The following is a 24,851-nucleotide window of genomic DNA, read 5'->3' as shown; positions in this document are numbered from 1 at the left end:
GTCTGAAGCTTCGCGAACAAGCCCGCTCCCACACTGGATTTGCGTTGTTCACAAATCCCCTGCGGGAGCGGGCTTGCTCGCGAATGGTCGCGCCACGGTCTCAAGCCTTCAACGGTGCGTCGCAATCCAGATCAGCAACCCCGCCTGAAACACCGCAAACGCCACCAGGCACGTAATGGTGAAACGCAGCCCCGCGTCTTCACGCTTGTACTTGCTGACCTTTTCCTCGTGCTTCTTCAGCTTCACTTCCTGCTCGGCCAGATTCTGCTCGGCCTGCTGGAGCATCTGCGCCGCTTCGAGAATTTCCACCTGCTGCAGTTTCTCGCTGTTCCAGTCGGCCAGCAGGTCGCCTACCTGCACTTCTTTGACGCTGCCCTTCAAATGCTGGGCATCGGCATACGCCACCTCAAAACCATGCGCTTTCAGAAAACGATCGCGGCGCAGGCGCGTGTCTTCGTTGAGCGCATCCTTGTTGTTCAGGTCAGTGCCGTCGACGGTGTAGCCAGGCCAGCGCTTTTTCGCCCAGGTAATGCCCTGGGCCGCCATGTAGCGCCCGATGCCACGGTTCATCGGCTCGATCTGCAAACCGCTGTCCGGCCCGAAATGCACGCGCTTGGTGGCGTGATCGACCCACACGTCGAGGTGATTCTGTTCCTTGCGCACCCGCTGGCCGGGCAGCGAAATGGTCATGCGCAACAGGCTGCGCTGCTTGTCGTTGCGTTCGGCATAGCCGAATTCAACAAAGCGCAATGGCCGCCCGCCGGTATTGCGATCGGTCTGCAACGGCGCCAGGCGGAGCATCTTGTGGTGCTCGACGTGGACGTCCGCCCACGGCAGCTCAACCACTGGCGGTGCGTCTTTTTCAGCGGTGGTGTCGGGTGAAGTCGGGGTATCAGTCATAACGGCGAGATCCTGTCCAAGCTCAGCTTGTCGCCAGTCTTGGCGCTGGCGACAAAGGCTTATCGGCCGTTTTTTTCAGGACTGGAGGGCAAAAGAGCTTAACTGGAGCGAAGTCCGTCAATAAAGCCGAGGATTCGCGTGCCGAGCTCGGCCGCCAGCGGCAATTGCGGATCTTTATAAGAGGCCAATTGCCGTTTGACGTCGTTGGGCACGATGCGCAAGACGTGGTTCATGCCGTCGATCAGTGCCAGTTCGGCGTCGGGTTTCGCCGCCTTGAGCAACCTGGCATCGTCGACACCGACCTGAATGTCGTTGCTGCCCTGGATGATCAGCGCCGGCATTTTCAGTTTGGCAAACGCCGCCGCCGGGTCCTGGCGGAACAGCGAAATCAGGTACGGCTGCACACTCGGGCGGAAAATCACTTGCAACTGCGGCGGCACGTTGTCGTCGGTTTTCCCGGCCTTGAGGCTGTCGAGCAACTCATTGCTGCGCAGCATCAGCGGCGGTGGCAGGCGATTGCTCAACTGTTGGCGCAGCACTTGATCGATGGGGCGAGCACTGCCGGACATGGAAATCACCGCCGCGGCATCGACGCTCGGCGCGGCGAGGCTGGCGATCAACGCGCCTTCGCTGTGGCCCAGCAGGATCAACTGGCCGAATCGCGGATCGGTCTTGAGCTTCCGGCCCCAGGCTTCGGCGTCGGCCACATAGGCTTCCACCGACAGGTTGCGTTCGTCCGGGGTCGCCGCGAGGCTCGCCGCTACGCCGCGCTTGTCGTAACGCACGCTGGCAATGTTGTGTTTGGCCAGCACCCAGGCGAGGCGCTTGAGGCTGTCATTGCGCCCACCGTCGGGGTTATTGCCGTCACGATCCGTAGGACCGGAGCCGGAAATGATCAGGACAACCGGCACGGGGTTGTCGGATTTCGGCAGCAACAGCGAGCCGAAAAGCTCCCCGGTGCCGGTATCCAGCGTGATTGGCCGTTGCAGGACAGTGGCCTGTACAAAGCCGGTAAACAAGGTAAGGCTCAAGGCTAAAACTCGCAGCATCATCACGCCATCATTTACAAAGGTGCCGGTTGGACTCGCGAGCACCCATAAGGTTCGAGGATGAACTACTTGGGTAGCCTGCGTATACTGGCGCGCATTAAGTATTCAGGTTCATTTCACGGAGCGTCCTGCATGTCCGGCAATACCTACGGCAAGCTGTTCACTGTCACCACCGCTGGCGAAAGCCATGGTCCGGCGTTGGTCGCCATTGTCGACGGCTGCCCGCCGGGTCTGGAGATTTCCCTGGAGGATTTGCAGCGCGACCTCGACCGCCGCAAGCCCGGCACCAGCCGCCACACCACCCAGCGTCAGGAGGCGGACGAAGTCGAAATCCTCTCCGGCGTTTTCGAAGGCCGCACCACCGGTTGCTCGATCGGCCTGTTGATCCGCAACACCGACCAGAAGTCCAAGGACTACTCGGCGATCAAGGATCTGTTCCGTCCGGCCCACGCCGACTACACCTATCACCACAAGTACGGCGAACGCGATTACCGCGGCGGTGGTCGCAGCTCGGCGCGGGAAACCGCCATGCGCGTGGCGGCCGGCGCGATTGCCAAGAAATACCTGGCCACCCAGGGCATCGTCATTCGTGGCTACATGAGCCAGCTCGGCCCGATCGAAATCCCGTTCAAGACTTGGGACTCGGTGGAAGAGAACGCGTTTTTCAGCCCTGACCCGGACAAAGTGCCGGAGCTGGAAGCCTATATGGACCAGCTGCGCCGCGACCAGGATTCGGTCGGCGCGAAGATCACCGTGGTCGCCGAAGGCGTGATGCCGGGCCTCGGCGAGCCGATCTTCGACCGCCTGGACGCCGAACTGGCCCATGCGCTGATGAGCATCAACGCGGTCAAAGGTGTGGAAATCGGCGCCGGTTTCGCCAGCGTTGCCCAGCGTGGCACCGAACATCGCGATGAAATGACCCCGGAAGGTTTCCTCAGCAACAACGCCGGCGGCATTTTGGGCGGTATCTCGTCCGGTCAGCCGATCGTCGCGCACCTGGCGCTGAAGCCCACCTCGAGCATCACCACGCCGGGCCGTTCCATCGACATCCATGGCAACCCGGTGGACGTCATCACCAAGGGGCGCCACGATCCATGCGTCGGCATCCGCGCAACACCGATTGCCGAAGCGATGATGGCCATCGTGCTGATGGATCACCTGTTGCGTCACCGTGGGCAGAATGCCGATGTGCGCGTTAGCACGCCGGTGCTGGGTCAGCTTTAATGGCTGACCTCACAGTCGCTGCGGTCTGATGACCGTGGCGGCGCTGCCGTACTGGCGGCTCTCCAGTTTCTATCTGTTCTATTTCGCCTTGCTCGGTTCGACAGCGCCGTTTCTGGCGCTGTACTTCGATCACCTGGGTTTTTCCAGCGCACGCATCGGCGAGCTGGTGGCGATCCCGATGCTGATACGTTGCGTCGCGCCGAACATCTGGGGCTGGCTCGGTGACTACACCGGCCGGCGCCTGGCCATCGTGCGTTTCGGCGCGGTCTGCACGTTGCTGACGTTTTCGCTGATTTTCGTCAGCAAGTCCTACGCCTGGCTGGCGATGGTCATGGCGTTACATGCATTTTTCTGGCACGCCGTGTTGCCGCAGTTCGAAGTCATCACCCTCGCGCATTTGAAGGGCCAGACGCAGCGCTACAGCCAGATTCGGTTGTGGGGCTCCATCGGTTTCATCATCACCGTGGTGGCGCTGGGCCGTTTGTTCGAGTGGCTCAGCCTCGACATTTACCCGGTGGCGCTGGTGCTGATCATGGCGGGGATCGTGGTCAGCAGCCTGTGGGTGCCGAACGCCCAGCCCGTTCAGGGCGAACGGATTGCCGGTGACGGCTTTCTCAAGCAATTGCGCCATCCCGGGGTGTTGGCATTCTACGGTTGCGTGGCGCTGATGCAGATGAGCCACGGCCCGTATTACACCTTTCTGACCTTGCACCTTGAGCGATTGGGGTACAGCCGTGGCCTGATCGGCATGCTCTGGGCGCTCGGCGTAGTCGCCGAAGTCTTGATGTTCCTGGCCATGAGCAAGATCCTTGCGCGCTTCTCGGTGCGCCGCGTATTGCTGGCGAGTTTTCTGCTGGCGGCGCTGCGTTGGCTGTTGCTGGGTTCGTTCGCTGAATTTGTCTGGGTGCTGCTGTTTGCCCAAGTGCTGCACGCCGCCACATTCGGCAGCTTTCACGCCGCTGCCATCCAGTTCGTGCAACGTAGCTTCGGTGCGCGCCAGCAAGGGCAGGGCCAGGCGTTGTATGCCGCGCTGGCCGGCACCGGCGGCGCACTGGGCGCGTTGTACTCCGGCTACAGCTGGAATGCCCTCGGGGCCACGTTCACCTTTAGTATTGCCAGTCTCGCAGCCTTCGCCGCTGCCGTTATCATTGCCACACGTATGCAAGAGGACAGGCCATGAGCCTTACCCGTGAACACCTCGCCCAGGAAATCATCGACGCCGGGCGTTTTCTGTATGGCCGCGGCTGGTCGCCGGCCACCAGCAGCAACTATTCGACCCGGCTGTCGCCCACCGAAGCCTTGCTGACCGTATCCGGCAAGCACAAAGGTCAGTTGGGCCTTGATGATGTGCTGGCCACGGATCTGTCCGGCAACAGCCTGGAGCCGGGCAAGAAACCGTCCGCCGAAACCTTGCTGCACACCCAGCTCTACAACTGGCGCCCGGAAATCGGTGCGGTGCTGCACACCCATTCGGTGAACGCCACGGTGCTGTCGCGCCTGACGCCTGAAGATTTCATCGAGTTCGAAGACTACGAACTGCAAAAAGCCTTCAGCGGCGTATCCACTCACGAATCCCGGGTGCGCGTGCCGATTTTCGACAACGATCAGGATATTGCGCGGCTCGCCGCCGAGGTGCAGCCTTGGCTGGAAGCCCATCCCGATTGCGTCGGCTATCTGATCCGCGGTCATGGCCTCTACACCTGGGGTGCGCGCATGAGCGATGCGCTGCGGCAAATCGAGGCCTTTGAATTTTTGTTCGAGTGCGAGTTGAAGACCCGCTCGGTTTTAAACCGCAAAGCATGAACCGTTAAGGAGTTGCCCTGATGAGCAGCCTGTCCGTCTACCACGTCTCAAGCCCTGACATCCCGAACAAGGTGCTGACCCATTTCGAAGACATCGCCTCGACCCTGGCCGAGCAGGGCGTGCGCTTCGACCGTTGGCAAGCGGCGGCGAAAATCCAGCCCGGCGCCAGCCAGGAAGAGGTGATCGCCGCGTATCAGGAGCAAATCGACAAACTCATGACCGAACGCGGCTACATCACCGTCGATGTGATCAGCCTGAACAGCGACCACCCGCAAAAAGCCGAGTTGCGCGCCAAGTTTCTCGACGAACACCGCCATGGTGAAGACGAAGTAAGATTTTTCGTCGCCGGCCGTGGCTTGTTCACCCTGCACATCGACGATTACGTTTACGCCGTGCTGTGCGAGAAGAACGACCTGATCTCGGTGCCGGCCGGCACGCCGCACTGGTTCGACATGGGCGAGCATCCGCATTTTGTCGCCATTCGCCTGTTCAACAATCCCGAAGGCTGGGTGGCCAATTTCACCGGCGAAGACATCGCCAACCGCTTCCCGCGTCTTGAGGACTGAGTCGATGCCGATCAAAGCGATTCTCACCGACATCGAAGGCACCACCAGCGCGGTGAGTTTTGTGTTCGACGTGCTGTTCCCGTATGCCGCCAGACACCTGCCGGACTTTGTTCGCCAGCACGCCACGCGCGCCGATGTGGCCGAGCAACTGGCCGCCGTTCGCCGGGACAACAATGAGCCGGACGCGGACGTCGAGCGCGTTATCGAGATCCTCCTGGGCTGGATCGCCGAAGATCGCAAAGCCACGCCGCTCAAGGCGTTGCAGGGCATGGTCTGGGCGCAGGGCTATCAGGCCGGGCAGTTGAAAGGCCATGTATACCCGGACGCCGTCGAGGCGCTGAAGCGCTGGCATCAGGAAGGTTTCCAACTGTTTGTTTATTCCTCCGGTTCGATTCAGGCGCAGAAACTGATTTTCGGCTGCTCGGAGGCGGGGGACTTGTCGCCACTGTTCAGCGGTTATTTCGACACGACGTCGGGGCCCAAGCGTGAGGCGCAGTCTTACCAGCGCATTACCCAGGCGATTGGCTTTGACGCGACGCAGATTCTGTTTCTGTCCGATATCGTCGAAGAGCTGGACGCGGCGCGGGCGGCGGGTATGGCGACGTGTGGGCTGGCCCGTGAAGGCGGGGAGTTGGCGGGGCACGTGACCGTGGACAGCTTCGCCAAAATCGATCCCTCCACGTTTTAACGGTCGGAACACCGCCCACAGGGGAATGGTGTAGTTCCAGAAACAACTCAGGCCGTGCAGCGAAAGCTGTCACGGCCTGTTTGTTTACAGCGAGAGCGCGTTTATGCCGAATGATAAGTCGGCAATGCAAACCGCTGCTGGCTCTGCAGCATGGAAATCTGCGGCAGTTCGCTGGCCTGTTCAGCCAGGTCGCGGCGGATGGCGCTGATCACCCACGACAGCTGATCACCGGCGTGCAATTGCTGGTAGGAAATGGAACGTTTGAACACTTTGCCTTCGGTGCTGCGCAAGGTCAGCAGAATGCCGCCGTCCGGACGAGGCTGGGTGGTGACTTCGAAGTTGGAGAACAGGGACGAAAATTTTTCTTGGATCAGGTTCATGTCTATCAGCTCCGTAAGCTCTTGAATGGCAAGCATGCAGAGGTAGTTGCAGTGATTGTGCCAGCACCTGAATTTTTAAAAATCGTTATAAATCAAATAGTTAAATTCATGCCTATTTTTTGTTTTCGTGCAATCTGCATGAATGGCCATCGTGCATCCTGCATTTTGCGAGGTTGCCGGCGATTCCATTGAACCAATCGAGGCATGGGCGATCACGATGCCGGTGCGGATACAAAACATTTCAAAAACCGCGTGTACAGCTCAAGAACCGTTGACGTATTTTCGGGCTCAATCACCGTCGCCCGACAATAAAAAATCGCACGGGAACCACCATGAGCCGCACGACGAACGACACGATCACCTGGGGCATGATGCTCCGCAAGCTGCCTTTGATCGCCAAAGCCATCCCGCGGGTGGTGAAGGGCATGAAGGCCGCCAACGTCAAGGACCCGACCCAACCGTGTGGCCTGGGCTGGAGCTTCGAGCAGGCAACGCTGCGCAATCCCGAGGGCGCCGCATTGCTGCAGGGCGCCGTGAAACTCAGCTATTCACAAGTCAATCAGTGGGCCAACCGCATTGCCCATCACTTGATCGCCCAAGGCATCAGCAAGGGCGACGTGGTGGCGGTCTTCATCGAGAACCGCCCGGAATTGCTGGTGACGATCCTGGCGGTGGCCAAGGTCGGCGCGATCAGCGCCTTGCTCAACACCTCGCAGACGCGCGATACCCTGGCCCATAGCCTGAACCTGGTGGCGCCTGCGGCGATCATTGTCGGTGAGGAGTTGGTGCCGGCGTTTTGCGCGGTGCGCGAGCGGGTTTCGATCGACGCGGCGCGGACCTGGTTTGTCGCCGACCGAGACACTTACAACCAACCGGGCATTGCGCCCGACGGTTTCATCAACCTGATGTCGGCGACGGCGGACAGCCCCTGCGACAACCCTGCCAGCAGCCAGCAGGTTTTTCTCGATGACCCGTGCTTCTACATCTACACCTCGGGCACCACCGGACTGCCCAAGGCCGGCGTGTTCAAGCATGGCCGCTGGATGCGCAGCTCCGCGAGCTTTGGCTTGATCGCGCTGGACATGCGCCCCGAAGACATCGTCTATTGCACGTTGCCGCTCTATCACGCCACGGGGCTATGCGTGTGCTGGGGCTCGGCCATCAGCGGGGCGTCGGGGTTTGCCATTCGCCGCAAGTTCAGCGCCAGCCAGTTCTGGAGCGATGTGCGCAACTACCGGGCGACGACCCTCGGTTACGTCGGTGAATTGTGCCGCTACCTCGTCGATCAACCACCGAGTGCCGACGACAGCCAGCACAGCGTGACGAAAATGATCGGCAACGGCCTGCGCCCCGGTGCGTGGCGCGAATTCAAGACGCGCTTTGGCGTGAACCACATCTGCGAGTTGTACGCCGCCAGCGACGGCAATATCGGGTTCACCAACATTCTCAACTTCGACAACACCGTCGGTTTTTCCCTGATGTCCTGGGAACTGGCAGCCTACGACCACGACAGCGGCGCGCCGACGCGGGATGCCTCGGGTTTCATGCGCAAGGTGGCCAAGGGCGAGCAGGGGCTGTTGCTGGCGAAGATCGATGACAAGGCGCCCCTGGACGGCTACACCGATCCACAGAAGACCGAAAAAGTCGTGCTCCACGACGTATTCGAAAAGGGTGACCGTTACTTCAACACCGGCGACCTGCTGCGCAATATCGGGTTTGGTCACGCGCAATTCGTCGATCGCCTCGGTGACACCTACCGCTGGAAAGGCGAAAACGTCTCGACCACCGAGGTCGAGAACATCTTGCTGCAGCACCCGAACATTTCCGAAGCCGTGGCCTATGGCGTGGAAGTGCGCAACACCAACGGGCGCGCCGGGATGGCGGCGATCACGCCGGCCGAATCCCTGGCGACCCTGGATTTCAGCGAACTGCTGGCCTTCGCCCGCGAGCACATGCCGGCGTATGCGGTGCCGTTGTTTCTGCGGGTGAAAGTGAAAATGGAGACCACCGGCACCTTCAAATACCAGAAGACCCGGCTCAAGGACGAGGCCTTCGACCCAGGCAAAACCGGGGATGATCCGATCTACGCCTGGTTGCCGGGGACCGAGACTTATGTGCAGGTCACTGAACAATTGCTGGCGGACATTCACGGTGGCAAGTACCGCTATTGAATGTGGCTATGGCGCGACTTGAGAAAAAAGAAGTGACAGTGTCGGGGCCGCTCGGGAAACTGTCGGCTTTGCGAATAACTGTAAGTGGAGTCTCCAATGTCCGATCAAAGCCGCCAGATGACCCCCGAAGAAGCTGCCGAGTTTGCCGAACAGGTCTTCAACAAGTCGCGCGAGGGCGATGCGGCCATGATGGCTGCGCTGCTGACCAAAGGCCTGCCGCCGAACCTGCGCAACCACAAGGGCGACACCTTGCTGATGCTGGCCGCCTACCACGGCCATGTGGAAACCGTGAAGGTCCTGCTCGAGCACAAGGCTGACCCGGAGATCCGCAACGACAACGGCCAGAGCCCGATTGCCGGGGCGGCGTTCAAGGGTGACCTGGCCGTGGTCAAGGCGCTGGTCGAGGGTGGCGCGCAAGTGGAAGGCTCGTCGTTTGACGGTCGCACGGCGTTGATGATGGCGGCGATGTTCAACCGCGTGGAAATCGTTGATTACCTGATCAGCAAAGGCGCCGATCCGAAAGCCAAGGATGCCAATGGCGTGTCCGCGCTGGATGCCGCTAAAACGCTGGGCGCGGTGGATACCACGGCGCAGCTTGAGAAATTGCTCGGCTGATTGGCGAAAACCTGTGGCGAGGGAGCTTGCTCCCGCTTGAGTGCGCAGCATTCACAAAAATCTGCATGAACTTAAGGTTTTTGGGGCCGCTACGCAGCCCGGCGCGAGCAAGCTCGCTCGCCACAGGGTTTGTTACACATTCAAAGTCTCTTTGAGTCAGTACACCCAAACCTCAACCCGCCGATTCTTGATCCGCCCTTCATCCGCACTGTTGGCCGCCACTGGCATCTCGGCGCCAAAGCCGCGAATCTCGCGAAACACCACGCCGCTTTTCACCAGTTCCCGCCGCACCGCCATGGCCCGCAGTTTCGACAGCAGGTCGGCCCGCGCCGGATCGCTTTTGGCATCGCCAAACCCCACCAGCGTCACCTGCCGGTTGGTCTTCTGATTCTGCCGGATGTAATCGAGCACCCGCGTCAGGTCCTGCCGGGCCTTGTTATCCAGCGTCGCGCTGCCTTCCTCAAAGCGGAAATTCACCGTCAGGCGCTGGGCGTGGCGGCTGAGTGCCTGATAACCCTCGGGCATCAGCGCATTCGGCGTAACGGCCATGGCCTGGACGGTCTGGGCAATAAACCCGTTGGCCGCGACGATGGCCTGGCCTTTGCTGCTTTGGGTGAACGCCACCAAGGCTTCGGCCCAGGGATTTTTGCTATTGGGCGGCAGGTAAAAGAACAGCCGGCGTGACAGCGGATAGTCTTCGGTGGCAATCAGGCTGTTGAGCGGCATCATGGCCTGGGATTGGCCATCGACAATTGCTACGGCTTTGGCTTGACGCACGTACGGCAGGCCGATGAAGCCAATGCCTTGCGGGTCGAGGCTGACCGCGTCGGACAATTGCTCGCTGGATTCGTAACGTTTCGCTGCGCTGTTCAGCGTTTTCCCACGACGGCTGAGCACCACTTCCTTGAAGGTGTCGTAAGTACCCGATTGGTCATCCCGCGCGTACAGGTGAATCGGCCCGCCAATGCCTCCGAGTTCTTCCCAGGTGCGGGCTTCGCCGCTGAAGATGCGCGCCAGTTGCTCGGTGTTGAGTTGATTCAGCGGGTTTTGCGGATGAAGGATGATTGCCAGGCCGTCGATGGCGATGACCTGCTCGGCGCCGGGACTTTTCAGATCACCGAGGGATTGCAGGGCCAGCAGTTCGCTGTCCTTGATCGGGCGCGAAGAGGCGGCCAGGTCCGCAGTGGCATTTTTCAGGGCGGTGAAGCCGGTGGTTGAGCCGTGGGCCGCGACTTCCACCTCGACCCGGCGGCCCTGCGCGGTTTCGCCGACGACGCGCAGCTCGTTGGCGGTGTCCGGGGCTTCGCTGTGGACTTTGAGCAAGCCTTGCTCGCGCATCAAACCCTCGACCAGCGCCGGACCCAATGCCGCGCCAATGGTGTTGGAACCCTGGATGCGCAAAACCGGGCCCTGTTTAGGCGTCGGCAAGTCACCGGCCGACGCGGTGACTGGCAGCCCGGCGCACAGCATTGACAGGAATAGAACGCGCAGCGTCATGCCGGTACCTTTAAAGAACAAAGAAAGTGCCGGGAGATTAAGTCAGTAAGGTTTCCGAAAGATGACAGTTACTAAGTAAGGGAGCGAGCCTTTGTGGCGAGGGAGCTTGCTCCCGCTGGGTTGCGAAGCGACCCTGAAAAATGGGCCTGCTGCGCAGTCCAGCGGGAGCAAGCTCCCTCGCCACAAAGGGCGCGCTCCCACAGTAGTTTGTCGCTAATGCTCGGCGGATCAGCTCAACTCAAGCCAGATCGGCGCATGATCCGAAGGCTTTTCCATGCCGCGCAGTTCGTAATCCACGCCGGCATCCTTCACCCGCGGCAACAACCCGTGGGACGCCATGATCACGTCAATCCGCAGCCCGCGCTTGGGTTCATCTTCAAAGCCGCGGCTGCGGTAGTCGAACCAGCTGAAACGGTCGGACACGTCCGGGTTCAGGTGACGGAAGCTGTCCACCAGGCCCCAGTTCTTCAGTCGGGCCATCCACTCGCGCTCTTCCGGCAGGAAGCTGCATTTACCGGTTTTCAGCCAGCGTTTCATGTTGTCCGGGCCGATGCCGATGTCGCAATCTTCCGGGGAAATGTTCACATCGCCCATCACCACCAGCGGCTGTTCGTTGTGGAACTGGCTTTCCAGCAAGTGCTGCAGATCGTTGTAGAAACGCTCCTTGGCCGGGAATTTGGTCGGATGGTCGCGGCTTTCGCCCTGTGGGAAATAGCCGTTCATGATGGTCACCGGCACGCCATTGGCATCGGCGAAAGTGCCCCAGATAAAGCGGCGCTGAGCGTCTTCTTCATCGGTGACGAAACCTTTGTGCAGCGCCAGCGGTTCCTGGCGCGAGAGCAGGGCGACGCCGTAGTGACCCTTTTGCCCATGGAAATACACGTGATAGCCCAGCGCCTGAACCTCGGCCAGCGGGAACTGGTCGTCATGGACTTTGGTTTCCTGCAGGCCGATCACGTCGGGTTGATGCTTTTCGATCAGCGCCGCCAGCTGATGGGGGCGAGCGCGCAGCCCGTTGATGTTGAAGGAGACGATCTTCATGGTCGGCAGTCCTGGCAAAAGGGCGATGCTAGCTGACCTGTGGGATTGGGGCTAGGGTGGGGTGGGGCGAATTACTGTGTTCTGTCAGATCTTTATTGGCAGTACTGGCCTCTTCGCGAGCAAGTCGAATCGTCGCAGCGCTGCTCTCACATTGATCGGTGTCACCTCCCGATTATCGAGACTGGTCTATACCTTGTGGGAGCGAGCCTGCTCGCAATGACGACTTATGCACCCGCACTGATTCCAGATCAGCAAGGAACTGTATGGGCGCAGACAAACTCGTACCAATAAGAGCGCAGCCACCCGAGCTGTGCCGGGGAGATCTACCGCTATGCCCGAAACCTCGACCGCCATCGCCGATATCCACATGCTCGACAGCGGCTACTCCCGCGAAGCCCGCTCCCTGCTCTATCAGGCCTACCGCCACGAACCGACCTACGGCTACCTCTTCGAAGCCGAGCGCCCCGGTTATGAACAGCGGGTCCGCGCCACCGTGCGCGAACTGGTCAAACAGCACTTTCTTCAGGATTTGCCAGCCATCGGCCTGCTGGTCAACGATCGCTTGATCGGCATCGCCCTGATCGCGCCGCCGCAACGTCGCCTGGGCATTACCGAAAGCTGGGCGTGGCGCCTGCGGATGGTGCTCAGCACCGGGTTTCGCTGCACGCGCCGCTACCTCGAGTACCACGATGCAGTGATGGCGTGCGTGCCGTCCGACTCGGTGCACTTGCTGCCGTTGCTGGGGATTCATCCGCAATTCCAGGGCAAGCACTTCGGCGAGCAGCTATTGCAGGCGGTGCACAACTGGTGCGCGGTCGATGAACACTCCGAAGGTGTGGTGCTCGATACCGGGAATCCGCGTTATCTGGAGTTCTACAAGCGTCAGGGTTATGAAGAAATCGGCGAGGTCGCCGTAGGACCGGTCCGCGAACATGTGTTTTTCCATGCCAATCCGCAAGTGTTGCAAACCGCTTCGGCATAAACGGTAGAACTTTCACGGGACGCAAGGCTCTATCACGCTCCCAAGCTCGTGATAGCATCCGCGCCTATGAAGTTTCCAGGAAGAATTACCAGTGGCGTGCTGATGCTGATCACCAGCTGCGCGGCGCTGGCGCAAAGTGAATTGGATGTGCGGATCAAACCGTCCAACGACGAACTGAAGGCCAATATAGAAGGCTATATCGGCAGCCTCGGCGATCGTGACGAAGAAGCCTTGTTGCGCTTCAGTCGTGGCGCCGAAGAGCAGGCGCGCAAGGCTGCCCAGGCCCTGGGTTATTACCAGCCGCAGATCGACACGGACGTGAAGGGCGGCAACACGCCGCGCCTGGTCATGAATGTCGATCCGGGCGAGCCGGTGCATTTGCGCAATGTCACTATTCGCATCGACGGCCCTGCCGCTTCCCTCAAATCCTTTCGTGTACCGAAAAGCGACGCGCTGAAAACCGGTGCGGTACTCAATCATGGCCGCTACGAAGACGCCAAGCGGCTGATCCAGAACCAGGCTTCGCGTTTCGGTTTTTTCAGTGGCTACTTCACTCGGCAGAAGCTGTCGGTCGACCCGCGAGCGGGCGTTGCCGACATCGAACTGATCTACGAAAGCGGCCCACGTTATGCCCTCGGCAAAGTCAGTTTCGAGGGGGACACGCCATTCGACGAAGAACTGCTGCAACGCATGGTGCCGTTCAAGGCGGGAGCGCCGTATGACTCCGAACTGATCGCCGAACTGAACCAGAATCTGCAATCGAGCGGCTATTTCGAAGGCGTGCGCGTCGATGCCGCGCCCACGGCGTCCAGGAACGACGTGATCCCGGTGGACGTCAAACTCGAAACCCGCAAGCCACGGACGATGGGCCTCGGCCTGGGTTTTTCCACCGACGTCGGCCCACGGGTCAAGGCCAACTGGACCCGACACTGGGTCAACCCGCAAGGGCACAGCTATGGCTGGGAAACCGAAGTCTCGGCGCCACGCCAAAACGTCGGGCTGTTCTACGACATTCCACTCGACCCGCCGCTGACCGACAAACTGCGCTTCGCCGGTGGTTATCAAAGTGAAGAAATTGCCGACAAGGACAGCCTGAGCAAGTTGCTGACCCTCGGTCCCGAGTGGCACAGCAAGTTGCCCAGCGGCTGGCAGCGGGTGGTGTCGCTGAAATGGCAGCGCGAAGAGTATCGGCTCGGCGACGATTCGGGGCTGAGCACCTTGCTGATGCCCGGCGTCAGCTATTCGTACCTGAAAAGCGACAACCGCATCGATCCGCACAACGGCTATCGCCTGCAATTTGAAACCAAAGTGGCCAAGGAAGGATTGGCTTCCGACACCAACCTGCTGTACGGCACGGCGCTGGTGAAAGGCTTGACCACGGTGTTCGATAAACACCGTTTTCTCGGTCGGGTGCAGGTGGGCGGCAGCGCCACCAACGGCTACAAATCGGTGCCGCCGTCGCTGCGCTTCTTTGCCGGTGGCGATCAGAGCGTGCGCGGGTACGACTACCAGAGCCTGTCCCCGGAAAACTCCGACGGCGACCGCATCGGTGGCCGCTACATGATTGCCGGCAGCGTCGAGTATCAATATTCCATCGCCGAAAAATGGCGGGTTGCGACCTTCATTGATCAGGGCAACTCCTTCAACAAACTCGAACTGCCCGACCTCAAGACCGGCGTCGGTATCGGCGTGCGCTGGGTATCACCGGTGGGGCCGATTCGCCTCGACCTGGCCCACGCGATGGACGACGACGGCGGTATTCGACTGCACTTTTCCATGGGGCCTGAGCTGTGAAGCGTGGTTTGAAAGTAACGCTGCTGGCGATTCTGGCACTGCTGATGCTGGTACTGCTGACCGTGACCACCGTGCTGGGCACGGCGACCGGCAGCCGCTGGGCACTCGGGTTTGTGCCGGGTCTGACCGTCGAGAATTTCCAGGGTCGACTGGGCGGGCAGTGGAGCGCCGACCATCTGGTCTGGCAGCAGGACACCAGTCGGGTTGAGCTGGATAAAGTGATTTTCGCCTGGTCGCCGTTGTGCCTGACGCGCATGACCCTGTGCATCGAGCAACTGAAGGCTGATCAGGTCAGCCTGCAATTCCCGCCGGGCCCCGACGAAGAAAACAGCGGACCGATCACGCTGCCGGACCTGAAATTGCCATTGGCCATTCAACTGGGCGATGTGCAGATCGGCAGCCTGCTGTTCAATGGCAGCGAAGAACTCAAAGGCCTGCAACTGGCGGCGCACTGGACCGAACAGGGGTTGCAGATCGACTCCGTGCAACTGCAACGTGACGAGTTGAGCCTGAACCTGTCCGGTCTGCTGCAGCCCACCGGCAACTGGCCAATCAAGGCCGAAGGCAAACTGACCCTGCCAGCCCCTGAACCCTGGGCGCTGGCCCTGAAGGTTGACGGCGACCTGCTGAAAACCCTGAACCTGAAAGCCGACAGCAGCGGTTACCTGAACGGCCAACTGACCGGCGAGTTGCAGCCGCTGGTGGACAATCTGCCGGCTACGGTGCGGATCACCGCCGACGGCTTTAAACCCAGCGCCGATCTGCCGGACACGCTGCAACTCAATCAAGTGGAGCTCACCGGCGACGGTGACCTGAAAAACGGCTACCAGTTGCGCGGCAACGCCTCGCTGCCCGCCGAGCAGGGCCCGGTCGCGTTGTCGCTGCAAGGCAAGGTCGACGCCAACGGCGCGCAGATCGCCGCGCTGGACCTGACCGCCAACGACAAGCAAAGCCTCAAGCTCACTGGCGTTGTGGACTGGAGCAAAGGCCTGAACGCCACGGCGAAAATCGACTGGCTGGATTTCCCCTGGCACCGGCTTTATCCGCTGATCGATGAGCCGGAAGTGGCCCTGCGCAGCTTCAACGGTGAGGTCTCTTACACCGACGGCAACTACCTCGGCAACTTCAAAGCGGCGCTGGATGGCCCGGCCGGAGCGTTCAGCCTGAGCAGCCCGTTCGCCGGTGACCTGACGAAAATCTACCTGCAACAAATCCAGCTCGAAGCCGGGCAGGGCAAGGCCGAAGGGCACCTGAACCTGCAATTTGCCGATGGCATTGCCTGGGACACCGCGCTCGACCTCTCGGCGATCAACCCGGCGTATTGGGTTGCGGAGTTGCCGGGCACCCTGGCCGGACCGTTGCGCAGCAAAGGCGAGATGAAGAATGAAAAGCTCAGCCTGAATGCAGACCTCGATCTGAAGGGCAAACTGCGTGGCCAACCGGCCGTTCTGCAAGCGAAGGCCGATGGTGCCGGTGAGCTATGGAACCTCAGCGCGCTGAAAATCCGTCTGGGTGATAACAGCATCACCGGCAAGGGCAGCCTGCAACAGAAGCTCGCCGGACAGATCGACATCAAGCTGTCGCGCCTGGCCCAGCTCTGGCCGCAATTGCGTGGTCAGCTCAATGGCCGCGTCGATGTCGCCGGCACGCTCAAGGCGCCGCAAGGCAAGCTCGGGCTGCAAGGCACGCAGCTGGCGTTCCAGGACAATCGCCTGCAAAGCCTGAACCTTGACGCCACCCTCGACAGCGCGCAACGGGCGAAAATCGACCTCAAGGGCAGCGGCATCCAGGCGGGCGACACCTCGCTGGGCACGCTGACCGCCAGCGGTCAGGGCGATATCAAGAATCAGAAACTGGCGCTCGATCTGCAAGGCCCGCAGCTGAAGTTGGCCCTTGGCTTCGACGGCAATCTGGACAAAGGAAACTGGCGCGGACGTCTGGCCAGTGGCGATATACAGGCCGGCGGTCAGGACTGGAAACTGCAAGGTCCGGCGAAACTTGAACGGCTGGTGGACGGCAAAATCAACTTCGGTGCCCATTGCTGGATGTCCGGGCCGGCCAGTCTGTGCGGTGAAGATCAGCGCCTGATGCCTGAGCCGAAGCTGCGATATCACCTCAAGCAATTCCCGATCGACAGCCTGGCGCAGTGGTTGCCGAAGGATTTCGCCTGGAAGGGCCGGCTCAACGCCGACCTGCAACTGGACCTGCCCGCCAGCGGCCCGGACGGCCAGATCAGCCTCGACGCCAGCGGTGGCACCTTGCGCATCAAGGACAAGGATCAGTGGCTGGATTTCCCGTACCAGACCCTGAGACTCACCAGCAAACTCACGCCCAAACGCATCGACACCGACCTCAACTTCGTCGGCGGCAAGCTTGGCGAATTGAGTGTGCAGGCGCAGATCAATCCGCTGCCGAAGAACAAGCCGCTGAGCGGCTCTTTCCGTCTCAATGGCCTCGATTTGTCCGTGGCGCGACCGTTTGTGCCGATGGTCGAGAAACTGACCGGGCGCCTGAATGGCAGCGGCACGATCGCAGGCACGCTAATGGCACCTCTGGTAAACGGCAATCTGTTACTGAGCGACGGTGAAATCTCCGGGCCTGAGTTGCCGATGGACCTTGAAGCCTTGCAGCTTCAAGCGCTGATCGCCGGTGAAACGGTGCAATTGAACGGCGGCTGGAAAAGCGGCAAGAGCGGGCAGGGCAGCTTGACCGGCAGTATCGCCTGGGGTCAGGCGCTGGTGGTCGATCTGGCGCTCAAAGGCTCGCAGTTGCCGGTCACGGTCGAACCGTACGCCAAGCTCGAAGTCGCACCGGACCTGAAGATCTCGATGAAGGGCGACGAGCTGGCCATTGCCGGCAAAGTGTTGGTGCCGCGGGGTGAAATCACCGTGCGCGAGTTACCGCCATCGACAGTCAAAGTCTCCGATGACACGGTGATCATCGGTCAGCAAACCGAAGAGGGCACACCGCCACTGGCGATGAAAATGGACATCGATGTGGCAGTTGGCGAGGACAAACTGAGCTTCGCCGGATTTGGCCTCACCGCCAACCTGCAAGGGCACGTGCACATCGGCGACAACATGGACACCCGCGGCGAGCTGTGGCTCAACGACGGGCGTTATCGCGCCTATGGCCAGCGGCTGACGGTGCGTAGGGCGCGCTTGCTGTTTGCCGGCCCGATCGATCAGCCGTATCTGGACATCGAGGCGATTCGCCAGACCGACGACGTCATCGCCGGCATTCGCCTGAGCGGCAGCGCCGAGCAGCCGACCACGCAGATTTTCTCCGAACCGGCGATGAGTCAGGAACAGGCCTTGTCGTATCTGGTGCTGGGGCGTCCGTTGAGTACGACCGGTGAAGACAACAACATGCTGGCGCAGGCCGCACTCGGCCTGGGTTTGATGGGCAGTTCCGGGGTCACCGGCAAACTGGCCAGCGACCTGGGAATTCAGGATTTCCAGCTCGATACCGAAGGCAGCGGCAATACGACGAGCGTGGTGGCCAGCGGCAATATTTCCGAGAAACTCAGCCTGCGTTATGGCGTTGGTGTGTTCGAACCGGCCAACACCATTGCCTTGCGTTACAAGCTGAGCAAGAAGGTTTACCTCGAAGCGGCGGGTGGCGTGGCCAGTTCGCTGGATATCTTCTACAAGCGGGATTTCTAGACCCCTCAAAATCAAGAGATCGCAGCCTTCGGCAACTCCTACAGGGTTTTGTGTACACCTGTAGGCGCTGTCGAAGGCTGCGATCTTTTTGTTTTTCCAATCCGCCATTTATCCGCTAAATACAAAGCAACCTAACTATTACGTTGACATTCGCTGCCTAGGCAGTAACATCTCGACATACATTCTCTGCCTAGGCAGCTAATTGGTGGTCAGATGAAGCATTTCACCCCGGACGAATTCCACACGTGTCATCTCGGCCTCTTGCTCGGGCGCGCTGCGCTGCTCAAAGACCGGATCATCGACACGCACATGGAACCCCACGGCATCACCGCCGCGCAGTTCAAAGTGCTGATCATCATGGCGCAGTTCGGCGTCGACACCCCGGCCGAGCTGTGCCGTCACCTGTCGCTGGACAGCGGTTCGATGACCCGCATGCTCGATCGTCTGGAACAGAAAGGTTTCCTCGCCCGCCAGCGTTCCGAGGCGGATCGCCGTCAGGTGCAGCTTGTGTTAACTGAGCAAGGCCAACGCTTGACCGACCGTCTGCCGGAAATCGGTGCCGACGCCATGAACGAACTGGCCGGCGCGATCACTCCGGACGAGCTGAAAACCCTGGAACAGATCCTGAAGAAAATTCTGGTGGCAGCCGGTGACTCGATCACGCTGCTGCGGGTAGGTGACCAATGAGCGGCAAAACCTTGCGTGCCGGCCTGAGCCTGGTGCTGGCGGCCATGACCCTGGCCGGTTGCGCCAGCTACAGCGGCCTGACCACCGAAGGCAAAAGCCTCGATGCGAAAACCCTCAAGGCCGGGCAATCCCTCAGCGGCGTGACCCTGTCGCCCGCGGCCTGGCCGAAAAGCGACTGGTGGAAAAGCCTCGGCGACCCGCAGCTCGACGGTCTGATCCGCGAAGCGTTGCACGACAGCCCGGACATGCAGATCGCCGACGCCCGCGCCCATCAGGCCAGCGCTGCTGCGTACGCTGCCGACGCGGCGCGGATGCCGACCCTCGATGCCAGCGCCGGCGTCAGCCGTTCGCGTCTGGCGCGGGATCAAGACCCGCGAGGCGAGGGCGATGCGTACTCCACCGTGCGTAATATCGGCGCCAGTTTCAATTACAACTTCGACCTTTGGGGCGGTCAGCGTGACGCCTGGGAAGCGGCGTTGGGCCAGGCCCGCGCTGCCGAAGTCGATCAGCAAGCGGCGCAACTGACGTTGTCCGCCGACGTTGCCCGCGCCTATAGCGATCTGGGGCAGGCGCATATCATTCACGACCTGGCCCAGGAAGACCTCAAGCGCACCAGACAAATGCTCGACCTGAGCCAGCGTCGCCTGAGTTCCGGGATCGACAGTCAGTATCAGTTCCAGCAAACCGAAAGTCTCGAGGCCACGTCCGAAGCCAGTCTGATCGACGCTGAGAAACGCCTGCAAAGCACGAAAATCGCCCTGGCGGTGTTACTCGGCAAAGGCCCGGACCGCGGCAACGACATCGCCCGGCCGAAGATCCTTCAGGCCAGCGCCGTCGCGTTGCCATCGGTCCTGCCCGCCGAGTTGCTCGGTCGTCGTCCGGATCTGGTCGCCGCACGTTGGCGCGTCGAGGCGGCGAGCAAGAACATCGATGCCGGAAAAACCCGGTTCTATCCCAATCTCAACCTGAGCGCCGCGGCCGGTGCCGAATCGTTGTTGGGTGACGCGATGTTTGGTTCGGCCAGTCGTTTCTTCAACATCGCGCCGACGATTTCGGTGCCGATTTTCGACGGTGGCCGCCTGCGCGCCGACCTCGATGCCCGGGACGCCGATTACGACCTCGCGGTGGCGCAGTACAACAAAAGCCTGGTGCGAGCGTTGGGTGATGTCAGCGACACCATCAATCAGTTGCGCGATATCGGCCGGCAAATCGGCGCTCAGCAGCACGCCACCGACATTGCCCAGGATTCTTACAACACCGTGGTCCAGCGTTACGGTTCCGGCATCGGAAACTACCTGGACGTGCTCAGCATCGAGCAGCAGTTGCTCCAGGCCCAGCGTCAGCTGGCCAACCTGAATGCGGAGCGGATCGACCTGTCGATCCAACTGATGCAAGCGCTGGGCGGCGGTTTTCAGGGCGACACCCTGACCGCGGCCAACGCAACCCCAGCCACGCAGCACAACTAATTCAAGGTGATGGTCATGGCCACTGCAGAAAACACCCCAACCCCTGACAACGCGCAAGACACCAGCAACCCGCGCAAACGCAAGGTCATGCTGGTCGTTCTCGCCATCGTGGTGATCCTCGCCGGTGTCGGTGTCTGGGGTTATCACGAATTCTACGGGCGCTGGAACGAGAGCACTGACGACGCCTATGTGAACGGCAACGTGGTGGAAATCACCCCGCTGGTCACCGGCACCGTGGTCAGCATTGGTGCCGACGATGGCGACCTGGTCCATGAAGGCCAGGTGCTGATCAACTTCGACCCGAACGACGCACAGGTCGGTCTGCAAAGTGCCCAGGCCAATCTGGCTCGCACCGTGCGTCAAGTGCGTGGTTTGTACAGCAACGTCGACGGCATGAAAGCCCAGGTCAATGCTCAGCAGGCGGAAGTGCAGAAGGCTCAGGACAACTTCAACCGCCGGAAAAATCTCGCGGCAGGCGGGGCGATTTCCCAGGAAGAACTGTCCCACGCTCGTGACGACCTGATCTCGGCACAAAACGCCCTGGCCAATGCGAAGCAGCAACTGAAAACCACCAGCGCCCTGGTGGATGACACCGTGGTGTCGTCGCACCCTGACGTGATGTCGGCCGCCGCGCAATTGCGCCAGGCGTACCTGAACAATTCCCGCAGCACCTTGATTGCACCGGTGACCGGTTATGTCGCCAAGCGCTCTGTGCAACTCGGTCAACGGGTCCAGCCGGGCACCGCGTTGATGGCGGTGATTCCGCTGGATCAGCTGTGGATCGACGCCAACTTCAAGGAAACCCAGCTGCGCGACATGCGCATCGGCCAGCCGGTCGATATCCAGGCCGACCTCTACGGCAGCGACGTGAAGTTCAGCGGCACCATCGACAGCCTCGGCGCCGGCACCGGCAGTGCGTTTGCCCTGCTGCCGGCACAGAACGCCACCGGTAACTGGATCAAGATCGTGCAGCGTGTGCCGGTGCGGATTCACATCAACGCCGAAGAATTGGCCAAACACCCTTTGCGCGTTGGCCTGTCGACTCAGGTCGATGTGAACCTGCGCGACCAGAGCGGTCCGGTGCTGGCGCAACAGCCGCCGCAAAAGGCTTCGTTCAGCACCAACGTCTATGACCGGCAGTTGGCAGAGGCCGACGCCATGATCACGCAGTTGATCCACGACAACAGCGCGGCGGTCAGCAAAACCGCTCAGCGCTGACACCTAACCTGTGTGGGTGAAGCTTGCTCCCGCTCGGCTGCGAAGCGGTCGCACAGCTTTTGGGGCCGCTTCGCAACCCGGCGGGAGCAAGCTCCCTCGCCACAAAAAGCTGGCTTGCCACAAAAGCTGTTCCACCAAAGCTCTCTCACCACAGAGGCTCCCGTGCCACAAAAGCCCGCTCCCACACGGTCAGCTGTGTCTGTAACAGGCGCAGCGCCCATCAGGTTTCAAAGGACTCGCGATGAGCAATAACGCGTCTTTCACGCCGCCCAGCCTGCTGCTCAGCACCATCGGCCTGTCGCTGGCGACCTTCATGCAAGTGCTCGACACCACCATCGCCAACGTGGCGTTGCCAACCATTTCCGGCAACCTGGGCGTGAGTTCGGAGCAGGGCACGTGGGTGATCACCTCGTTTGCGGTGAGCAACGCCATCGCTCTGCCGCTGACTGGTTGGCTGAGCCGGCGATTTGGTGAGGTGAAGCTGTTTCTCTGGGCGACCATTCTGTTTGTGCTGGCCTCGTTTCTCTGCGGCATTTCCACCTCGATGCCGGAACTGATCGGTTTTCGGGTGCTGCAAGGCCTGGTGGCCGGGCCGTTGTACCCGATGACCCAGACGCTGCTGATCGCGGTCTACCCGCCTGCCAGGCGTGGCATGGCCCTGGCGTTGCTGGCGATGGTTACGGTGGTTGCGCCGATTGCCGGGCCGATTCTTGGCGGCTGGATCACCGACAGCTACAGCTGGCCGTGGATCTTCTTTATCAACGTGCCGATCGGGGTTTTCGCGGTCATGGTCGTGCGTTCGCAGCTCAAGGCGCGGCCGGTGGTGACCAGTTATCAGCCGATGGATTACGTCGGTCTGATCACGCTGATCATCGGTGTCGGCGCGTTGCAGGTGATCCTCGACAAGGGTAACGACCTCGACTGGTTCGAGTCGAATTTCATCCTCATCGGCGCGGCCATTTCCGCGATTGCGCTGGCGGTGTTCGTGATCTGGGAAATGACCGACCAGCACCCGGTGGTCAACCTGCGGTTGTTTGCGTATCGCAACTTCCGCATCGGTACGATTGTGTTGGTGTTGGGGTACGCCGGGTTCTTCGGGATCAACCTGATCCTGCCGCAATGGCTGCAAACCCAGATGGGCTACACGGCAACGTGGGCCGGGTTGGCGGTGGCGCCGATCGGGATTTTACCGGTGTTGATGTCGCCATTTGTCGGCAAGTACGCGCACAAGTTCGACCTGCGGTTATTGGCAGGCCTGGCGTTCCTGGCCATTGGCCTGAGCTGTTTCATGCGCGCCGGGTTCACCAACGAAGTGGATTTCCAGCACATCGCCCTGGTGCAACTGTTCATGGGCATTGGCGTGGCGCTGTTCTTCATGCCGACCTTGAGCATTTTGATGTCGGACCTGCCACCGAGCCAGATCGCCGACGGCGCGGGCCTCGCGACCTTCCTGCGGACCCTGGGCGGCAGTTTTGCGGCGTCATTGACGACCTGGATCTGGATTCGCCGGGCGGATCAGCATCATGCCTACATGAGCGAAAGCATCAGCACTTATGAACCCGCGACCCGGGAGGCGTTGAACAGCCTGGGCGGTGCGAGCAACCCGGCGTACGCGCAGCTCGATCATGTACTGACGAGTCAGGCGTACATGCTTTCCACCGTGGATTACTTCACGTTGCTGGGGTGGGCGTTCATGGGGTTGATCGTGATCGTGTGGCTGGCGAAACCGCCGTTTGCGGCGAAGGCCGGGCCTGCGGCGGCAGGGCATTGATTTAGCTGCGATCTTTTGATCTTAAGGGGTAGCGAAATCAAATGGCGCCAGTGCAAACCCGTGCTCATCCACCTGTAACGCCCAGCCCTGACGATCCCAGTCCCCCAACACAATGCGTTTGGCCGCTTGCTCGCCAATCTGCAACTTGTGGATGGCGGGGCGATGGGTATGGCCATGAATCAATGTCTTCACGCCATATTCCTGCATGATCCGCGGCACTTCTTCCGGCGTGACATCCACGATGTCATTGGCCTTCATCCGCGTCTGCGTCCGGCTTTCGCTGCGCAGTTTGCGCGCCAGTTTATGGCGAGTGCGCAGGGGCAGGTGGCGCAGGATGAACAGGGTAATCGGGTTGCGCAGGTAGCGACGCAGCTTCATATAAGCCTCGTCGCGGGTACAGAGGCTGTCGCCGTGCATCAACAGCACCGGCTCGCCGTTGAACTGCACGACACTCGGGTCCTTCAGCAACGTACAGCCGGCCTGTTTGCAGAAGGCCTGGCCCAGCATGAAGTCGCGATTGCCGTGCATCAGAAAAATGGCCGTGCCGCTGTCGCTGAGGTCGCGCAGGGCCTGGCAGATGGAACGCTGAAAGGGCGTCATGGCATCGTCGCCAATCCACGCCTCGAAAAAGTCGCCCAGGATGTACAACGCACTCGCCGAACGGGCGCGTCCGGCGAGCAAATCCAGAAACGCCCGGGTGATGTCCGGGCGCTCCTCTTCCAGATGCAAGTCTGAAATCAGCAGTATCACGCTTCGATGATCTCGGCTTTCTCGATGATCACGTCGTCTGCTGGCACGTCCTGGTGGCCGGCCTTGGAGGTGGTGGAAACACCTTTGATCTTGTCGACAACATCGGTGCCGGCAACGACTTTGGCGAACACCGCGTAGCCCCAGCCCTGGGTGGTCTTGGCGCTGTGGTTCAGGAAGCTGTTGTCAGCGACGTTGATGAAAAACTGGGCGGACGCCGAATGCGGCTCCATGGTACGAGCCATGGCCACGCTGTACTTCTCGTTCGGCAGACCGTTGTCGGCTTCGTTCTGGATGCTTGGGCGCTTGTCTTTCTTTTCTTTCATGCCTGGCTCGAAACCGCCGCCCTGGATCATGAAGTTACCGATGACGCGGTGGAAAACGGTGTTTTCGTAGTGACCGGCTTTGACGTACTCGATGAAGTTGGCCACGGTGATCGGGGCTTTCTCGGCATTCAGTTCCAGGACGATGTCGCCATGGTTGGTGGTCAGTTTGACTTGGGTCATGATCGGGGACTCTTTTTAGGTACTGCGTTTTCTGGGAATTCGTGGGTTTCGGGGCTATTGAGCCCTCAACCGGTCCGGCCG

At 60.7% G+C, this 24,851-nt stretch carries 20 protein-coding genes and 1 pseudogene; 14 read left to right on the top strand and 7 right to left on the bottom strand.

Annotated elements, in window-relative coordinates:
• Positions 1–108: 108 nt before the first annotated feature.
• Entirely contained in the window at positions 109–900 is a 792-nt protein-coding gene (locus tag ACM6IQ_RS24750; RefSeq protein WP_017339640.1) for a hypothetical protein, read from the bottom strand.
• Between the two features lie 98 nt (positions 901–998).
• Positions 999–1,998 (bottom strand): annotated as a pseudogene (locus ACM6IQ_RS24745) (alpha/beta hydrolase).
• 83 nt (positions 1,999–2,081) lie between these two features.
• Here ACM6IQ_RS24745 and aroC point away from each other — a divergent pair.
• The 5 genes from aroC to mtnC are packed head-to-tail and all read left to right on the top strand — an operon-like array spanning position 2,082 to position 6,230.
• Complete coding sequence (aroC, locus tag ACM6IQ_RS24740) at positions 2,082–3,173, top strand: chorismate synthase (RefSeq protein WP_007914036.1); 1,092 nt, start codon at positions 2,082–2,084, stop codon at positions 3,171–3,173.
• 28 nt (positions 3,174–3,201) lie between these two features.
• On the top strand, positions 3,202–4,353 hold the full coding sequence (locus ACM6IQ_RS24735) for an MFS transporter (protein ID WP_414880083.1): 1,152 nt from the start codon (positions 3,202–3,204) through the stop codon (positions 4,351–4,353).
• The gene (locus ACM6IQ_RS24730) at positions 4,350–4,976 is read left to right on the top strand and encodes a methylthioribulose 1-phosphate dehydratase (RefSeq protein ID WP_017339637.1); all 627 of its coding nucleotides are present in this window, start codon (positions 4,350–4,352) and stop codon (positions 4,974–4,976) included. The genes ACM6IQ_RS24735 and ACM6IQ_RS24730 overlap by 4 nt, the downstream gene beginning before the upstream one ends.
• 20 nt (positions 4,977–4,996) lie before the next feature.
• On the top strand, positions 4,997–5,542 hold the full coding sequence (locus ACM6IQ_RS24725) for a 1,2-dihydroxy-3-keto-5-methylthiopentene dioxygenase (protein ID WP_017339636.1): 546 nt from the start codon (positions 4,997–4,999) through the stop codon (positions 5,540–5,542).
• A 4-nt stretch (positions 5,543–5,546) separates the two neighbouring features.
• Complete coding sequence (gene mtnC, locus ACM6IQ_RS24720; protein ID WP_414880082.1) at positions 5,547–6,230, top strand: acireductone synthase; 684 nt, start codon at positions 5,547–5,549, stop codon at positions 6,228–6,230.
• Between the two features lie 101 nt (positions 6,231–6,331).
• On the opposite strand, the gene ACM6IQ_RS24715 is transcribed toward mtnC, so the two are convergent.
• Positions 6,332–6,610, bottom strand: coding sequence for a DUF3509 domain-containing protein (locus ACM6IQ_RS24715; RefSeq protein WP_017339634.1), 279 nt, complete (start codon positions 6,608–6,610; stop codon positions 6,332–6,334).
• Between the two features lie 332 nt (positions 6,611–6,942).
• Between ACM6IQ_RS24715 and ACM6IQ_RS24710 the strand changes: the two genes are divergently transcribed.
• Positions 6,943–8,781 (top strand): long-chain-acyl-CoA synthetase, encoded by a 1,839-nt coding sequence (locus ACM6IQ_RS24710; RefSeq protein ID WP_414880081.1) that lies wholly within the window; start codon positions 6,943–6,945, stop codon positions 8,779–8,781.
• Positions 8,782–8,877: 96 nt separating this feature from the next.
• Positions 8,878–9,396, top strand: a complete 519-nt coding sequence (locus ACM6IQ_RS24705; RefSeq protein ID WP_414880080.1) for an ankyrin repeat domain-containing protein — start codon at positions 8,878–8,880, stop codon at positions 9,394–9,396.
• 156 nt (positions 9,397–9,552) lie between these two features.
• On the opposite strand, the gene ACM6IQ_RS24700 is transcribed toward ACM6IQ_RS24705, so the two are convergent.
• Together ACM6IQ_RS24700 and xthA are read right to left on the bottom strand one after the other, a co-directional pair.
• On the bottom strand, positions 9,553–10,893 hold the full coding sequence (locus tag ACM6IQ_RS24700; RefSeq protein WP_017339631.1) for a substrate-binding domain-containing protein: 1,341 nt from the start codon (positions 10,891–10,893) through the stop codon (positions 9,553–9,555).
• Between the two features lie 228 nt (positions 10,894–11,121).
• The gene (gene xthA, locus ACM6IQ_RS24695; protein WP_017339630.1) at positions 11,122–11,934 is read right to left on the bottom strand and encodes an exodeoxyribonuclease III; all 813 of its coding nucleotides are present in this window, start codon (positions 11,932–11,934) and stop codon (positions 11,122–11,124) included.
• A gap of 331 nt (positions 11,935–12,265) precedes the next feature.
• Between xthA and ACM6IQ_RS24690 the strand changes: the two genes are divergently transcribed.
• The 7 genes from ACM6IQ_RS24690 to ACM6IQ_RS24660 all read left to right on the top strand — a co-directional run bounded on the left by ACM6IQ_RS24690 (position 12,266) and on the right by ACM6IQ_RS24660 (position 23,517).
• The gene (locus ACM6IQ_RS24690; protein WP_017339629.1) at positions 12,266–12,916 is read left to right on the top strand and encodes a GNAT family N-acetyltransferase; all 651 of its coding nucleotides are present in this window, start codon (positions 12,266–12,268) and stop codon (positions 12,914–12,916) included.
• A gap of 66 nt (positions 12,917–12,982) precedes the next feature.
• Positions 12,983–14,710, top strand: a complete 1,728-nt coding sequence (locus ACM6IQ_RS24685; RefSeq protein ID WP_414880079.1) for an autotransporter assembly complex protein TamA — start codon at positions 12,983–12,985, stop codon at positions 14,708–14,710.
• Entirely contained in the window at positions 14,707–18,375 is a 3,669-nt protein-coding gene (locus tag ACM6IQ_RS24680; protein WP_414880078.1) for a translocation/assembly module TamB domain-containing protein, read from the top strand. The genes ACM6IQ_RS24685 and ACM6IQ_RS24680 overlap by 4 nt, the downstream gene beginning before the upstream one ends.
• A 213-nt stretch (positions 18,376–18,588) precedes the next feature.
• Positions 18,589–19,062: a MarR family winged helix-turn-helix transcriptional regulator gene (locus ACM6IQ_RS24675; RefSeq protein WP_017339626.1), complete on the top strand. Its 474-nt coding sequence runs from the start codon at positions 18,589–18,591 to the stop codon at positions 19,060–19,062.
• Positions 19,059–20,528 carry an efflux transporter outer membrane subunit gene (locus ACM6IQ_RS24670; protein WP_414880077.1) on the top strand — a complete coding sequence of 490 codons (1,470 nt, stop codon included), beginning with the start codon at positions 19,059–19,061 and terminating at the stop codon, positions 20,526–20,528. Before ACM6IQ_RS24675 ends, ACM6IQ_RS24670 begins: the two co-directional genes overlap by 4 nt.
• Before the next feature lie 15 nt (positions 20,529–20,543).
• A complete protein-coding gene (locus ACM6IQ_RS24665; RefSeq protein ID WP_414880076.1) occupies positions 20,544–21,746 on the top strand; it encodes an efflux RND transporter periplasmic adaptor subunit in 1,203 nt (400 codons plus the stop codon).
• 241 nt (positions 21,747–21,987) lie between these two features.
• Positions 21,988–23,517, top strand: a complete 1,530-nt coding sequence (locus tag ACM6IQ_RS24660) for a DHA2 family efflux MFS transporter permease subunit (RefSeq protein WP_017339623.1) — start codon at positions 21,988–21,990, stop codon at positions 23,515–23,517.
• Positions 23,518–23,538: 21 nt separating this feature from the next.
• Here ACM6IQ_RS24660 and lpxH read toward each other — a convergent pair whose 3' ends face one another.
• Positions 23,539–24,267, bottom strand: coding sequence for a UDP-2,3-diacylglucosamine diphosphatase (gene lpxH, locus ACM6IQ_RS24655; RefSeq protein ID WP_017339622.1), 729 nt, complete (start codon positions 24,265–24,267; stop codon positions 23,539–23,541).
• Positions 24,264–24,770, bottom strand: a complete 507-nt coding sequence (locus tag ACM6IQ_RS24650) for a peptidylprolyl isomerase (RefSeq protein ID WP_017339621.1) — start codon at positions 24,768–24,770, stop codon at positions 24,264–24,266. Before ACM6IQ_RS24650 ends, lpxH begins: the two co-directional genes overlap by 4 nt.
• Positions 24,771–24,851: the final 81 nt, after the last annotated feature.

Origin of the sequence: Pseudomonas sp. IT-P100 (assembly GCF_949767185.1) — a bacterium.
GTDB classification, from domain to species: domain Bacteria; phylum Pseudomonadota; class Gammaproteobacteria; order Pseudomonadales; family Pseudomonadaceae; genus Aquipseudomonas; species Aquipseudomonas fluorescens_B.
The sequence above is the reverse complement of the archived record's forward strand: the minus strand, read 5'-3'. Positions and strand labels throughout refer to the sequence as shown.